Origin of the sequence: Maritimibacter alkaliphilus HTCC2654, assembly GCF_000152805.1 — a bacterium.
Taxonomy (GTDB): domain Bacteria; phylum Pseudomonadota; class Alphaproteobacteria; order Rhodobacterales; family Rhodobacteraceae; genus Maritimibacter; species Maritimibacter alkaliphilus.
In genome coordinates this window covers 2,269,350-2,283,883 of record NZ_CH902578.1, presented here as the reverse complement: position 1 = coordinate 2,283,883, position 14,534 = coordinate 2,269,350, and the positions used below count along the sequence as shown (strand labels likewise).

At 63.9% G+C, this 14,534-nt stretch carries 13 protein-coding genes; 10 read left to right on the top strand and 3 right to left on the bottom strand.

Features of this window, described 5'->3' with window-relative positions:
- Positions 1–38 precede the first annotated feature (38 nt).
- The 3 genes from mutL to RB2654_RS12245 are packed head-to-tail and all read left to right on the top strand — an operon-like array spanning position 39 to position 3,481.
- Positions 39–1,871 carry a DNA mismatch repair endonuclease MutL gene (gene mutL / locus RB2654_RS12255; protein WP_008331943.1) on the top strand — a complete coding sequence of 611 codons (1,833 nt, stop codon included), beginning with the start codon at positions 39–41 and terminating at the stop codon, positions 1,869–1,871.
- On the top strand, positions 1,868–3,100 hold the full coding sequence (locus RB2654_RS12250; RefSeq protein ID WP_008331941.1) for a DNA recombination protein RmuC: 1,233 nt from the start codon (positions 1,868–1,870) through the stop codon (positions 3,098–3,100). The genes mutL and RB2654_RS12250 overlap by 4 nt, the downstream gene beginning before the upstream one ends.
- Before the next feature lie 60 nt (positions 3,101–3,160).
- Positions 3,161–3,481 carry a DUF3775 domain-containing protein gene (locus RB2654_RS12245; protein ID WP_008331939.1) on the top strand — a complete coding sequence of 107 codons (321 nt, stop codon included), beginning with the start codon at positions 3,161–3,163 and terminating at the stop codon, positions 3,479–3,481.
- 13 nt (positions 3,482–3,494) lie between these two features.
- Here RB2654_RS12245 and RB2654_RS12240 read toward each other — a convergent pair whose 3' ends face one another.
- Genes RB2654_RS12240 through RB2654_RS12230 form a run of 3 tightly spaced genes read right to left on the bottom strand, consistent with a single transcriptional unit; the run spans position 3,495 to position 6,814 of the window.
- On the bottom strand, positions 3,495–4,145 hold the full coding sequence (locus RB2654_RS12240) for a histidine phosphatase family protein (RefSeq protein WP_008331936.1): 651 nt from the start codon (positions 4,143–4,145) through the stop codon (positions 3,495–3,497).
- Between the two features lie 57 nt (positions 4,146–4,202).
- Positions 4,203–4,907 carry a response regulator transcription factor gene (locus RB2654_RS12235; protein WP_008331935.1) on the bottom strand — a complete coding sequence of 235 codons (705 nt, stop codon included), beginning with the start codon at positions 4,905–4,907 and terminating at the stop codon, positions 4,203–4,205.
- The gene (locus tag RB2654_RS12230; protein WP_040885666.1) at positions 4,904–6,814 is read right to left on the bottom strand and encodes a hybrid sensor histidine kinase/response regulator; all 1,911 of its coding nucleotides are present in this window, start codon (positions 6,812–6,814) and stop codon (positions 4,904–4,906) included. Before RB2654_RS12230 ends, RB2654_RS12235 begins: the two co-directional genes overlap by 4 nt.
- A gap of 207 nt (positions 6,815–7,021) precedes the next feature.
- Between RB2654_RS12230 and RB2654_RS12225 the strand changes: the two genes are divergently transcribed.
- The 7 genes from RB2654_RS12225 to RB2654_RS12195 all read left to right on the top strand — a co-directional run bounded on the left by RB2654_RS12225 (position 7,022) and on the right by RB2654_RS12195 (position 14,517).
- On the top strand, positions 7,022–8,998 hold the full coding sequence (locus RB2654_RS12225) for a long-chain fatty acid--CoA ligase (protein WP_008331933.1): 1,977 nt from the start codon (positions 7,022–7,024) through the stop codon (positions 8,996–8,998).
- A 31-nt stretch (positions 8,999–9,029) separates the two neighbouring features.
- Complete coding sequence (locus RB2654_RS12220; protein ID WP_008331932.1) at positions 9,030–9,851, top strand: ABC transporter ATP-binding protein; 822 nt, start codon at positions 9,030–9,032, stop codon at positions 9,849–9,851.
- A 95-nt stretch (positions 9,852–9,946) separates the two neighbouring features.
- Positions 9,947–10,933 (top strand): branched-chain amino acid ABC transporter permease, encoded by a 987-nt coding sequence (locus RB2654_RS12215; RefSeq protein WP_008331931.1) that lies wholly within the window; start codon positions 9,947–9,949, stop codon positions 10,931–10,933.
- Between the two features lie 2 nt (positions 10,934–10,935).
- The gene (locus RB2654_RS12210) at positions 10,936–11,184 is read left to right on the top strand and encodes a hypothetical protein (RefSeq protein ID WP_008331929.1); all 249 of its coding nucleotides are present in this window, start codon (positions 10,936–10,938) and stop codon (positions 11,182–11,184) included.
- Complete coding sequence (locus RB2654_RS12205; RefSeq protein WP_008331927.1) at positions 11,184–12,260, top strand: branched-chain amino acid ABC transporter permease; 1,077 nt, start codon at positions 11,184–11,186, stop codon at positions 12,258–12,260. Before RB2654_RS12210 ends, RB2654_RS12205 begins: the two co-directional genes overlap by 1 nt.
- A gap of 73 nt (positions 12,261–12,333) precedes the next feature.
- The gene (locus RB2654_RS12200) at positions 12,334–13,620 is read left to right on the top strand and encodes an ABC transporter substrate-binding protein (RefSeq protein WP_008331925.1); all 1,287 of its coding nucleotides are present in this window, start codon (positions 12,334–12,336) and stop codon (positions 13,618–13,620) included.
- Positions 13,621–13,689: 69 nt separating this feature from the next.
- Positions 13,690–14,517: an ABC transporter ATP-binding protein gene (locus tag RB2654_RS12195; RefSeq protein WP_008331922.1), complete on the top strand. Its 828-nt coding sequence runs from the start codon at positions 13,690–13,692 to the stop codon at positions 14,515–14,517.
- Positions 14,518–14,534 lie beyond the last annotated feature (17 nt).

The window sequence follows — 14,534 nt, the reverse complement described above, 5'->3', positions numbered from 1 at the left end:
CTTTCAGAATCGCGCGTGCACATGCTAGGTCTAGTGGCATGCCCGACGACGCCCCCAAGATAAGCCGGCCAGCCATACGCCAGCTTGATGACGCTGCAATCAACAGGATTGCCGCGGGCGAAGTCGTGGAGCGGCCGGCGTCCGCCGTGAAAGAGCTTGTCGAGAACACCATCGACGCCGGGTCCACCCGCATCGATGTGGCCTACGCCGATGGCGGCAAGACCCTGATCCGGGTCACCGACGATGGGTGCGGCATTCCGGCCGAAGACCTGCCGCTCGCCATGTCGCGCCATGCGACCTCCAAGATCGACGGGTCCGACCTGCTCGACATTCACACCTTCGGTTTCCGGGGCGAGGCGCTGCCGTCGCTCGGCGCGGTCGGTCGGCTGACGATCACCTCGCGCTGCGATGGGGCGGCCGCCAGCATCCGCGTGGCCGGGGGCAAGGCCGAGCCGGTGAGGCCCGCGGCCCTGTCGCGCGGCACGGTCGTGGAATTGCGCGACCTGTTCTTCGCCACGCCCGCGCGGCTCAAGTTCCTGCGCACCGACCGGGCCGAGGCGCAGGCGATCACCGATGTGGTCAAACGCCTCGCCATGGCCGAGCCGCATATCGGCTTCACCCTGCGCGACGTTTCCGGCGGGGGCGAAGGGCGCGTGACCTTCCGGGCCGCGCCCGAAAACGGCGATCTGTTCGACGCGCTCCATGCCCGTCTGGGCGGTGTTCTCGGGCGCGACTTCGCCGAGAACGCCGTGCCGCTCGACGCGCTGCGCGAAGGCTTCCGGCTGACGGGCTACGCGGCCCTGCCGACCTATTCCCGTGGCGCGGCGGTGGCGCAGTTCCTGTTCGTCAACGGCCGCCCTGTGCGCGACAAGCTTCTGATCGGGGCGTTGCGCGGGGCCTATGCCGATTTCCTGTCCCGCGACCGCCACCCGGCGGCGGCGCTGTTCGTCACCTGCGACCCGAAACTGGTCGATGTGAACGTCCACCCGGCGAAATCCGAAGTGCGTTTCCGCGAACCCGGCCTCGTGCGCGGGCTGATCGTCACGACGATCCGGCATGCGCTTGCCGAGGCCGGGCACCGCGCGTCTTCCACCGTCGCCCAATCCACGCTCGGCGCCATGCGGCCCGAGCCAACGCACGCCCGTGTGTACCAGATGGACAGACCGTCCCAAGTCGTCCTGCACACGGCACGCGAAGCCCAGTCCCCAATGGGCTTCGCGGAAACTCCCTCGGCCCGGTTCGACCCCGTGATCGAACCGGAGCCGACACCCGAAACGCCGCCCGCCGAAAGCCTTCCGCTCGGCGCGGCGCGCGCGCAGGTGCATGAAAACTACATCGTCGCCCAGACCGAAGACGGCATGGTGATCGTCGATCAGCACGCCGCGCACGAACGGCTGGTCTATGAAAAGCTCAAGCGCCAGATGGCCGAAAACGGCGTGGCGTCGCAGGCGCTGCTCATCCCCGAGATCGTGGACCTGTCCGAAGGCGACGCATCCCTGCTCCTGGGCCTCGCCGACGACCTCGCCCGCTTGGGCCTCGTCATCGAGCCATTCGGCGGCGGCGCCATCGCCGTGCGCGAAACGCCCGCGATCCTGGGCCAGGTAAACGCCGAAGCCATGATCCGCGACATCCTCGACGAACTCGCGGACCTCGGTCAAAGCCAGACCCTTCAGGCCCGGATCGAAGCGGTGCTGTCGCGCGTCGCCTGCCACGGCTCGATCCGCTCCGGACGCTGGATGCGGCCCGAAGAGATGAACGCCCTCCTGCGCGAGATGGAGGCGACACCCCATTCCGGTCAGTGCAACCATGGCCGTCCGACCTATGTCGAGTTAAAGCTGGCGGATATCGAACGGCTTTTCGGGCGCACATGATCCAGATCGGCGACACGACCCTCGACCTTTCCGACCCTCTGACCCTTGCCGCGTTTGTGGCCGGGGCGGTGCTGCTTCTGCTCGTCCTCCTGCTGATCGTTTTGCTCGTGCGGTCGGGCCGCGCCAGCGCCACCAACGCGGAACTTGCGCGTCAGCTTGGTGGCATCGGGCAAGCGGTGCAGGTGCTGGGGCAGGGGCAGGATCAGCTGTCGGGCGGCCTGCGCACCGTGTCGGACGCGCAGGCCAACGCGCAGAGCCGGATGATACAGACCATGGAAACCCGCCTCGCCGACGTGCAGCGGCAGATGCAGGACCGGCTGCACGAGAACGCGATGAAATCCGCGCGGGCCCTGTCCGACTTGCAGGAGCGGATGAACGAAACGCTCACGGGTTCGACCGTCAAGACCACCAAGTCGCTGACCGAATTGCAGGAACGGCTCGCCACCATCGACAAGGCGCAGGCGAATATCGAAAAGCTTTCGGGCGACGTTCTGAGCCTTCAGGACATTCTGTCCAACAAGCAGACGCGCGGGGCGTTCGGTGAGATTCAGTTGAACGACATCGTGTCCAAGGCCCTGCCGACCGACAGCTATGCGTTTCAGCATACGCTGTCGAACGGGAAGCGCGCCGACTGCCTGATCCACCTGCCGAACCCGCCGGGCCCCATCGTGATCGACTCCAAGTTCCCGCTGGAGCCGTATGAGGCGCTGCGCCGGGCCGGGACACAGGCACAGGCCGCCGAGGCCGGACGGCTGATGAAAACAGCCGTGCGTGCCCACATCAAGGCGATCAGCGAGAAATACATCATCGAGGGCGAGACGGCGGATGGCGCGCTCATGTTCCTGCCGTCAGAAGCCGTCTATGCCGAACTTCACGCGAATTTCGCCGATGTGGTGCGCGAAGGGTTCAACGCCCGCGTCTGGATCGTTTCGCCCACCACCTGCATGGCGACGCTGAACACGATGCGCGCGATCCTGAAAGACGCCCGGATGCGCGAACAGGCGGGCGCGATCCGCAAGGAACTGCACCTTTTGTCGGCGGACGTCGGCCGGTTGGGCGACCGTGTCGAAAACCTCGACCGGCATTTCCATCAGGCCTCCAAGGACATCGCGGACATCAAGATTTCCGCCGAAAAGGCCGGAAACCGGGCCAAACGGCTCGACAATTTCGACTTCGAGGAACTGGCGCAGGACGACGCGGCAGCGGTGGTTCAGCTTCCCAAGACCTGATCCCTTGTCGCGCCCCCGCTTTCGCCCCTAAATGGGGGGCAAGCAATGAACAGGTCAGACATGCTCGAAATCAGCCCGTCCCGCGTCGCCCGCATCGCCATTCAGGCCCGCGAACTGCCCGACACCGAGAACGTGATCCGCAACTACATCTCGGATCTCAATACCGACGAACAGGCGAGCCTCGTGGCCGTCATGTGGATCGGGCGCGAGACGTTCGAAGCCGAGGAACTGGACGAGGCCATCGCGACCGCCAAGGCCGAGGCGACCGCGCCCACCGAGGATTACCTGCTGGGCGAGACCATGCTGGCCGACTACCTCGAAGCCGGGTTGGAAGCGTTGGGCTATGATGTCGAAGACCTTGAGGACGACCATCTGAAGTGATCCGCCGCCACCCTCAGATAAAGGTCTGGGCGTACTGACGGTCCGGGTCGGCGAGATGCGGAACCGCGTTGAACTGGGTCAGGGTCAAACCGGCGCCGACCGGGTGCATCTGGTGCACGGAACTGTTCATGATGGTCAGCGCCAGCCGCGCCATCGAATTCAGTTGCAGCCCCATGGCCACCTTGATCGACATGGCGATCCAGCCCCCTGAGGTCGAGACGAGCGCGCGGCCCTTGCCCGCCGCGATCTCATGCAGCACGTCGTCCACGCGCCCTTCGAATTCGGCATAGGTCTCGATCGTGTCCTCGATCTGGCCCTCGCGCCATGCCGTGAAGACGAGCGGCAGGTGTTTCACGAACTCGTCGCGGTTTTCGGGCGGCTTGATGCCCATCTGTTCGTGCATCTTCGCGGACAGATCGAAATAGGCGACTTCGTTCAGGCGCGGGTCTTGAACGGGTTCGGGAAACCCCATCGACTTCGCCGTCTCGACATGGCGGGTCAAAGTGCCGGAATAGATCCGGTCGAACCGTTCACCGACGCTGTCGAAATAGTTGCCCAGCCATCCGGTCTGTTGCCAGCCGAGGTCCGACAGCTTGTCGTATCCGTGTTCGTCGTTCGACCCGGAATTGGCCTGCCCATGCCGGACCAGCGTGACCTGTGACATCGTGTTCCCCCAACTGGCTCACCGGGTGCTAACCCGAAGACGTGACAGGGAAAAGACCTAGCGCCACGTGACATCACCCAGAAAGATATATCCGGCGCCGTAGATCGTCTTGATGAGCTTGGGGTTCTTCGGGTCTTCGCCCAGCTTCGTGCGCAGGCGCGAGATGCGGACGTCCATCGCCCGGTCGAAGCTCTCGCCCGCGGCGCCCCCAAGGCTTTCCTGCATATGCGCGCGGGAAATCAGGCGTTTGGGCGCTTCGAGGAACAGGCGAAGCACTTCGCCCTCGGCATGGGAAAATCCGGTCTCGGCCCCGGTCGCGTCTTCCAGCACGTAACGGTCGAAATGCGCGGTCCATCCCGCGAAGCTCGCCGTGTTCGACTGGCCCGGCTTGGCCGCCTTGCCGACGCGCACGCGGGCGCGGACACGGGCCACGACCTCGGCCAGTTCGAAGGGCTTGATGATGTAATCGTCCGCGCCAAGCTCCAGCCCCGTCACCCGGTCCTGAACCTGCGCGCGGCCCGAAATGATGATGATGGCCGCGCCGCTTTCCAGAGCCAGCCGGTGAACGAGTGTCAGGCCATCGCGATCCGGCAGGCCGAGATCGACGAGGCAGACGTCGGGCGCGGTCTTGCGCAACGCGGCCTCGAACTCGGTCGCGCGGCCGAACCCCGCGGTGCGGAACCCGGCGTCCTGCAAGGCGTCCGACAGCATTTGCCGGATCTCGGGTTCGTCATCCAGAATGGCAACCATCGGCGCGCTCATTCCGCCGCCTCCCGTGCAAGGGCATCGGCAAGGAACGCGGCAAGCTGGCCGCGCGTGAACGGCTTGGTCAGCACGGCATGGCCCGCCCGCCGCGCATCGCCCTGCGGCAGCGACGACATGAGCATCACGGGCGCTTCGATCCTGCCGACCAGCCGGTCCCCGGTCACCGTGCCGCCCAGCATGATGTCCGACAGAACCAGATCGATCCCTTCGATCCCGGCGAGGTCCAGCGCCTCTTCGCCCGAGGCGGCCTCGATCACCTGATGGCCGAGCGAGATGAGCATCTCGCGCACGTCCGCGCGAATGTTGTCCTGATCCTCGACCAGCAGCACGAGTTGCGGCGCGCCTGTCGCCACGGCGGGCTTCAACGGCACCCGGATCGTGACCCGTGCGCCCCGGTCCGTATTGGCAAGCCGCACGTGGCCGCCCGACATCTTTGCGTGGTCATAGACCATGGCGAGCCCAAGGCCCGAGCCTTCGCCACCCTTCGTGGTGAAGAACGCGTCGAGCGCATGGTCGAGCGCGTCGGGGCTGAACCCCGGCCCCGTGTCGGTGACTTCGAATTCGATCCATGTCCCCGCCACTTCGCGCGCGACAATGGCGATCCGACCGGAGCCCGCCCCGATGGCGTCCTTTGCGTTCAGCACGAGGTTCAGGAGCGCATCTTGCGTCGCGCCCACGTCCAGCAACACCGGATGCGCCAGCCCTTCAACCTCGGTGGTCAGCGACAGGCCATCCGGCAGCGTCGGTTTCGCCAGCGTTTCGATCTCGGCCAGAAGGCGCGCGGCTTCGACTGGCTCCGGCCGCACCTCGCGCGCGCCGGACAGGGACGAGATCCGGTCGAGCAGCGCACCGCCCCGCCGGGCCGCGCCCGTCGTCGCCTGCACCAGCGCCTGCGCATCCTCGCCCAAAGGCATGGAACCCAACCGCGCCTGAAGGCCGAGGATGATCGTCAACAGGTTCGAAAAGTCATGCGCCATTCCCGATGTGAGTTGGGCGGCCAGTTCGCGTTTGCGGGTCTGGGTCAGCGCCGCCCGCGCCTGCGCCTCTTCGGTGACGTCCATCGACAGGATATAGACCCCGGTGACTTCGCCGTTCTCGTCGGCATCGGGGGTGAAGGCCACGCGGATACGCCGCGCCACGCCTTCGTGCGCGAATTCCAAAACGCTGGCATCTCCGGCAAAGGCCCGCTCGAGGCTTGGCGTGATCTTCTCGAACGCCTCGTCGCCCAACGCGTCGCGGGCGTGCAATCCGACGATGTTGCGCGGCGTGAACGGCAGGATCGTGGCAAGCTGACGGTTGGAATAGGAATAGCGCCAATCCCTGTCGAGCCGCGCGATATGCGCGGGCATCATTTCGGCCGTGACGCGGGCGCGGCTTTCCATCTCGGTCAATTGCCGCTTGGTTTCTTCGAGTGCCGCGTTGGTCGCGGCCAGCGCCCGGTTGGTGTGCGACAACTCCTCGGCATGTTCCAGAAGCTGATCCGACAGCTCTTCGGACCGCGATCTGAGCAGCGTTTCCTGCCGCTTGATCGCGGTGATGTCGGTATAGACCGTGACCCAGCCGCCTTGCGCCAGCGGCGATCCTTCGACCGAGATCATGCGCCCGTCGGCCCGCTGCCGTTCCACGTAATGCGGTTCGAACGCCAGCGCCTGATCGACCTTGTCCTGCACGAAGGCTTCGTGGTCGTCGACCTCGCCGTATTCGCCGCGTTCGACCAGAAACCGGATCGTATCGTCGAACCGCGCGCCGCGTGTCACCAGACTGTCGGGCAGGCCGAACATCGTCTGGAAGGTCCGGTTGCCGACCACGAAGCGCAGGTCGCTGTCATAGATCGACAGCGCCTGTTGGATCAGGTTCAGACCGGCCTGCGTCAGGGCGGCGATATCGGTGTACTTGGTGTTCAGAGAACGTCCTCCCCCTTTCTCGCTAGCACCGTGGCGACCGCTCTGGAAGCCCCCGGTTTCGCTTCCGCAGCACCCGCAACAATTCGTTACATTCTGGAAAAACTGCGGAAATGTTTGACGTGGAACTCTGCTTGGCAAGAATATTGCGTGTCGCCTTCGGGTGATGCGGAACGCCGGTCGGGGAGGGCCGGTGTGGGAGGAGACAATTTGGCACAGGTTCAAACCGCGACCAGCGGTCTGTCCTCGGTTCCGGCGCTTCTGGCCCGGAATGCGAAGGAATTCGGCGGTCGTCCCGCTTATCGTGAAAAAGAGTTCGGCATCTGGCAGACATGGAGCTGGGCCGAGACCGCCGAGGAAATCGACGCGCTGGCGATGGGCCTGATCGCGCTGGGAATCGAACCCGGCGATCATGTCGCCATCATCGGCCGCAACCGTCCGGCACATTACTGGTCGATGGTCGCCGCGCAGAAATGCGGCGCCGTTCCCGTGCCGCTTTATCAGGACGCCGGCCCGGAAGAAATGGACTATGTCCTCGACCATTGCGGTGCGCGCTTCGTGATCTGCGGCGATCAGGAACAGGTCGACAAGGTCATCGAAGTGAAGGACCGCGTGCCGAAGATCGAGCATGTGATCTACGTCGACAAGCGCGGGATGCGCAAATACGACCATACGCATCTGAACTGGTTCGACGACGTGCAGGCCGAAGGACGCGGCGGGCATTCGCGGCTCGAACCGATCATGCGCGAGCGCACCGAGAAGCTGGACTACGATTCCACCTGCGTGATGCTCTACACCTCCGGCACGACCGGAAAGCCCAAGGGCGTGGTGCTGTCGAACCGCAACGTCATCGAAAGCGCCAAGAATTCGTCCGAGTTCGATCACCTGACCGCGGGCGACGACATTCTCGCCTATCTGCCGATGGCCTGGGTGGGCGACTTCATCTTTTCGCTCGGTCAGGCCTACTGGACCGGGTTCTGCGTGAACTGCCCCGAGTCCGAAGAGACGATGATGACGGACCTGCGCGAGATCGGGCCGACCTATTTCTTCGCTCCGCCGCGCGTGTTCGAGAACCTTCTGACGACGGTCATGATCCGCATGGAAGACGCCACGCGGCTCAAGAAACGGCTGTTCGACCATTACATGAAGGTCGCGCGCCGGGTCGGGCCCGCGATCCTCGACGGCAAGCCGGTGTCGGGTGGCGACCGCTTTTCCTACTGGCTCGGCAATCTGCTCATCTTCGGGCCGCTCAAGAACACGCTCGGGTTCAGCCGCGTGCGCGTCGGCTATACGGCGGGCGAGGCGATCGGGCCGGAAATCTTCGATTTCTACCGCTCGCTCGGCATCAACCTGAAACAACTCTACGGCCAGACCGAGGCAACTGTGTTCATCACCGTGCAGCCCGATGGCGAGGTGCGGCCCGATACGGTCGGCGTGCCTGCCCCCGGCGTGGAACTGCGCATCGACGACAACGGCGAGGTCTATTACCGCAGCCCGGGCACCTTCGTCGAATATTACAACAACCCCGAAAGCACGGCGTCGACCAAGGATGCCGAAGGCTGGGTCGCGACGGGCGACGCCGGGTTCATCGAACCGGACACCGGACACCTGCGGATCATCGACCGCGCCAAGGACGTGGGCAAGATGGCCGACGGGTCAATGTTCGCGCCGAAATACGTCGAGAACAAACTCAAGTTCTATCCGAATATCCTTGAAGCCGTGGTCTTTGGATCGGGGCGTGAGATGTGCACGGCCTTCATCAACATCGACCTGAACGCGGTGGGTAACTGGGCCGAGCGCAACAACATCTCCTATGCGTCCTATCAGGAACTGGCGAACCATCCGCAGGTGCTCGACACGATCCAGAGCCATGTCGAAGAGGTGAACGCGAGCGTGGCCGAGGACGAGATGCTGTCGGGCTGCCAGATCCACCGCTTCCTCGTCCTGCACAAGGAACTGGATGCGGACGATGGCGAGATGACTCGGACCCGCAAGGTGCGGCGCGGCGTGATCTCGGAAAAGTTCGGTGATCTGGTCGAGGCGCTCTATTCCGGCAAGACCGAACAATACACCGAAACCGAAGTCACCTACGAAGACGGCCGCAAGGGCAAGATCAAGGCGACGCTGGAAATCCGCGACGCCAAGGTGGTGCCGACCGCCCCGAAGCAGGGGATCGCGGCGGAATGACCTTCACACAATACGGAACCGGAGGGGCCCAATGAACGACATGAGCCCGGACAGCTACGTGACCGCGGACGGCCGGACCATCGGCGGCGTGGTGATGGAAATGAAGAACATCACCCTGCGTTTCGGCGGCGTGGTCGCGATCAAGGATATTTCCTTCGACATTCGCGAAGGGGAAATACGCGCAATCATCGGCCCGAACGGCGCTGGCAAGTCGTCGATGCTGAACGTCATCTCGGGCTTCTACGTGCCTCAAGAGGGCGAGGTATGGTTCCGTGGCAAGCGCCGTCCGCAGATGAAGCCCTATCAAGTCGCCTCACAGGGCATCGCGCGCACGTTCCAGAACATCGCGCTGTTCGACGGCATGAGCGTGCTGGACAACATCATGACGGGTCGCCTGACCATGATGAAGACGGGTCTGCTCAGTCAGGCGATGTGGTTCGGCCGGGCGGAGAAGGAAGAAAACCATCACCGCGAACAGGTCGAAAAGATCATCGACTTCCTCGAAATCCAGAACATCCGCAAGACGCCCGTTGGCCGTCTGCCCTATGGCCTGAAAAAGCGGGTCGAACTGGCCCGCGCGCTGGCCGCCGAGCCGAAGCTTCTGCTTCTGGACGAGCCGATGGCGGGTATGAACGTCGAAGAGAAAGAGGACATGAGCCGCTTCATCCTCGACGTGAACGACGAGTTCGGCACCACCATCGCCCTGATCGAGCACGACATGGGCGTGGTCATGGACCTGTCCGACCGTGTCGTCGTGATGGATTACGGCAAGAAGATCGGCGACGGCACACCGGACGAGGTGCGCGGCAATCAGGCGGTCATCGACGCTTATCTGGGGGTGGCGCATGACTGACGCGACCTTCATCACCTCCGTCGGAGGTTCTTCACAATACTTGGGCGAGGACGGCGCCGCGCGCTGGGCACGCCGCTTCGGGACGGGAGGAACCCATGCCTGATCAGCTTCTCTACGCGATGGAAGTCACGCTGAACGGTCTGATGGCCGGGGTGCTTTACGCGCTCGTCGCGCTGGGCTTCGTTCTCATCTTCAAAGCCTCCGGCATCTTCAACTACGCTCAGGGCGTCATGGCGCTGTTCGCCGCGCTGACGCTCGTGGGCATTCAGGACGGGCAGGTGCCGTTCGCCCACCTCATCAACGCGATCTTCGGGACCGACGTGCACCACTTCGGCTGGCATGTGCCCGCGATCCTCGCGATCCTTCTGACCGTCGTGGTGATGGTCGCCTTCGCATGGATCGTCGAGCGATACATCCTGCGACATCTGGTGAACCAGCCGGGCATCATCCTGTTCATGGCCACCATCGGACTGGCCTATTTCATGGAAGGCTTCGGCGACATGATGTGGGGGTCCGACATCAAGAAGCTGGACGTGGGGCTGCCGCAGGGCATCAACATCGCCATCGACGACACCACCTTCAACTGGTTCGGCTACGGCTTCTTCATCGACAACCTCGACATCTCGGCGACCATCGTGGCGGTGATCCTCGTCGTCGCGCTGACCGTGTTCTCGCAATACTCGAAGCAGGGCCGCGCGCTGCGGGCCGTGGCCGACGACCACCAAGCGGCGCTGTCGGTCGGCATTTCGCTCCGGTTCATCTGGGTGCTGGTCTGGTCGATCGCGGGCTTCGTCGCACTGGTCGCGGGCATCATGTGGGGGTCCAAGTCGGGCGTTCAGTTCTCGCTCTCGCTCATCGCGCTCAAGGCGCTGCCGGTTCTGATGCTGGGCGGCTTCACCTCGATCCCCGGCGCCATCGTCGGCGGGCTGATTATCGGGGTGGGTGAGAAGCTGTTCGAATTCGCCATCGGCCCGCTGGTCGGCGGCGCGACCGAGAACTGGTTCGCCTATGTCCTCGCCCTTCTGTTCCTCGTCTTCCGCCCCCAAGGGCTGTTCGGCGAAAAGATCATCGAGAGGGTGTGACGATGCAGAAACTCATCGCCATCGCCAACACCGTCGCATGGTCCGGCTTCTGGGCCTTCGGCTACCTCGCCCTGTCGGCCCCGACCGACACCGGCAATCAGGCGCTTATCGCGTCGCTGCTGGCGGCCGTCGGTGCCGCCATCGGCCTCGCCTGCTGGTTCCAGCTTGTCCGCCATTCGGAAGCCACGGGTTACGCCAAACGCGCGAACCGCGTGCCTTCACACCTCAAAACTGACGGGGAGATCGCCTGATGCTCTATCGCGAGGCCGGAGATTTCAAAACCTCCTACCGGGACGACAGCCAGACGTTCCCGATCAAGTTCGACCGGATCGCCTATTACGTGCTGATCGCTGTGGCGCTCATCGTCGTGCCCTTCGTCATCAACGACTACTGGGCCAACGCCGTGCTTCTGCCGTTCCTGATCTACGCCATCGCGGCGCTGGGGCTGAACGTGCTGACGGGCTATGCGGGTCAGGTGTCGCTGGGCACGGGCGGTTTCATGGCCGTAGGCGCCTATGCCAGCTACAAGCTCATGACGTCCTTCCCGGACGTGAACATCTTTTTCCACATCATCCTGTCGGGCGGGATCACCGCGCTGGTGGGGATGCTGTTCGGTCTGCCATCGTTGCGGATCAAAGGCTTCTACCTTGCCGTGGCAACGCTTGCCGCGCAGTTCTTTCTCGTCTGGCTGTTCAACCGGGTGCCGTGGTTCTACAACTACTCCGCCTCCGGCCAGATCAGCGTGCCGGAGCGTGCGGTGTTCGGGATCAAGGTGACCGGACCGCAGACCGAGGCTTGGGCGACCTATCTCTTCTGTCTCGTGTTCGTGTTCCTGTCGGCCTGGATCGTGCGTAACCTGACGCGCGGGTCGACGGGGCGCAAATGGATGGCGATCCGCGACATGGACATCGCCGCCGAGATCATCGGGGTGAACCCGCTGACCGCCAAACTCAGCGCCTTCGCCGTATCGTCGTTCTTCGTGGGCGTCGCGGGCGCGCTGTTCTTCTCGGTCTACCTCGGCGCGGTCGAAGTGGGCGAGGCGTTCGGCATCCAGAAATCGTTCCTTGTCCTGTTCATGATTATCATCGGCGGGCTGGGCTCAATCTTCGGCAGCTTCGCGGGCGCGGCCTTCATGGTCCTCATGCCCGTGCTTCTGAAAAACACGCTCGTGGGCGGACTGGGCTGGGCCACGGACCTTGCCGCGCATCTTGAGTTCATGATCGTCGGCGGGCTGATCCTGTTCTTCCTGATCGTGGAGCCGCATGGACTCGCCGCGCTGTGGAAGGTGATGAAGGAAAAACTCAGACTCTGGCCTTTCCCGCACTAGGGCGGGGCTGGGCAATAAGCGGGGCGGGAACCCCGACTGGAAACATCGGACCAACCAAGGGAGGAGACACCCGATGAAAATGAAACTTGCAACTGTCGCACTGGGCGCCGCGGTCGCGGCCAGCCCGGCTTTGGCCGACCTGACGTTCACCGCGCTCAGCTACCGGACCGGCCCCTATGCCGCGAACGGTATCCCGTTTGCGGATGGCTATGCCGACTACTTCACGCTTCTGAACGAGCGTGACGGCGGCATCGGCGGCGAGATGATCGAACTGATCGAATGCGAAACCGGCTACAACACCGAGAAGGGTGTCGAATGCTACGAGTCGACCAAGGGCTCCGGCGCGCTGGTCTATCAGCCGCTCTCGACCGGCATCACCTACCAGCTCATCCCCAAAGCGACGGCGGATGAGATCCCGGTGCACTCGATGGGCTATGGCCGGACCTCGGCCAAGAACGGCGAAGTGTTCAACTACATCTTCAACTATCCCGCGAACTACTGGGATGGGGCCTCGGTGGCGATCAAGTACCTGCTGAACGAAAACGGCGGCTCGCTGGAAGGCAAGAAGATCGCGCTGGTCTATCACAACTCCGCCTACGGGAAGGAGCCGATCCGCACGCTGGAAGAGCTGTCGGCCAAGCATGGCTATGAGCTCATCACGCTGCCGGTCGACCACCCCGGTCAGGAGCAGAAGTCGCAGTGGCTTCAGATCCGTCGCGACAAGCCCGACTACACCCTGATGTGGGGCTGGGGCGTTATGAACCAAGTCGCCATTCAGGAAGCGGTGAACATCCGCTACCCGATGGAAAACTTCATCGGCATCTGGTGGTCCGGCTCTGAAAACGACGTGCTCCCGGCGGGCGAAGGTGCCAACGGATACAAGGCGCTGACCTTCCACAACGTAGGCTCCGACTACCCGGTCTTCGACGACATCCAGCAGTACGTGGTGGATGCGGGCAAGGCTGCGGGCGCCGGCGACCAGATCGGCACCGCGCTTTACAACCGGGGCCTCTACGCCGCCATGCTCGCCGCCGAAGCGGCCAAGACGGCGCAGGAGATGCACGGCACCTCGACCCTCACCCCGCAGCAGATGCGCGACGGGATGGAGAACCTCGAGATCACCGAAGCCAAGATGACCGATCTGGGTCTGCCGGGCTTCGGGCCGGAGTTCTCGGTGTCCTGCCAGAACCACGGCGGCGACGGCTATGCAGCTGTGGCGCAGTGGGATGCGGCAGCGGGCGAGTGGAGCCTGATCACCGACTACATGCAGGCCGATCTCGACGTTCTGTCGCCGCTGATCGAGGAAGACTCGGCAGCCTTCGCGGCGGAAGCCGGCATCGAACCGGGCTGCGCGATGTAAGCCCTCCCCCCCGGCCCGCATGTCCCGCGGGCCGGGGACCACGACCAAGACGAACAGACGGATTTCGCCATGCTCGACGCCCAGCCGACCCAGACCGAGACAGTGCTCGAGGTCAACAATATCGAGGTGATCTACAACCACGTGATCCTCGTCCTGAAAGGTGTGAGCCTCACGGTGCCCAAGGGCGGCATCACCGCGCTTCTCGGGGGCAACGGGGCGGGCAAGACCACGACGCTCAAGGCGATTTCCAACCTCCTGCGTTCCGAGCGCGGCGAGGTGACCAAGGGGTCGATCCAGTATCGCGGCGAAAAGGTGCAGGATCTGTCGCCCGCCGACCTCGTGACCAAAGGGGTCATTCAGGTGATGGAGGGGCGGCATTGCTTCGAACACCTAACGGTGGAAGAGAACCTTCTGACCGGCGCCTATACCCGCAAGGCCGGGCGCGGCGACATCGACGCCGACCTGAACATGGTCTACGACTATTTTCCGCGCCTGAAAGAGCGCCGCAAAAGCCAAGCCGGCTATACCTCGGGCGGTGAGCAGCAGATGGTCGCCATTGGCCGCGCGCTCATGTCCCGGCCCGAAACGATCCTGCTGGACGAGCCGTCTATGGGTCTTGCCCCGCAGCTCGTCGAGCAGATTTTCGAAATCGTGAAAAACCTGAACGAGAACGAAGGCTACACCTTCCTTCTTGCCGAACAGAACACCAACGTGGCGCTCCGCTATGCGCACTACGGCTATATTCTGGAATCCGGCCGGATCGTGATGGACGGCCCCGCCGCCGCCCTGCGCGAGAACCCGGACGTCAAGGAATTCTACCTCGGCATGTCGGACGAAGGGCGCAAGTCCTTCCGCGACGTGCGCTCCTATCGCCGGCGGAAACGCTGGCTCTCATAATGACCGATCACAGCGCG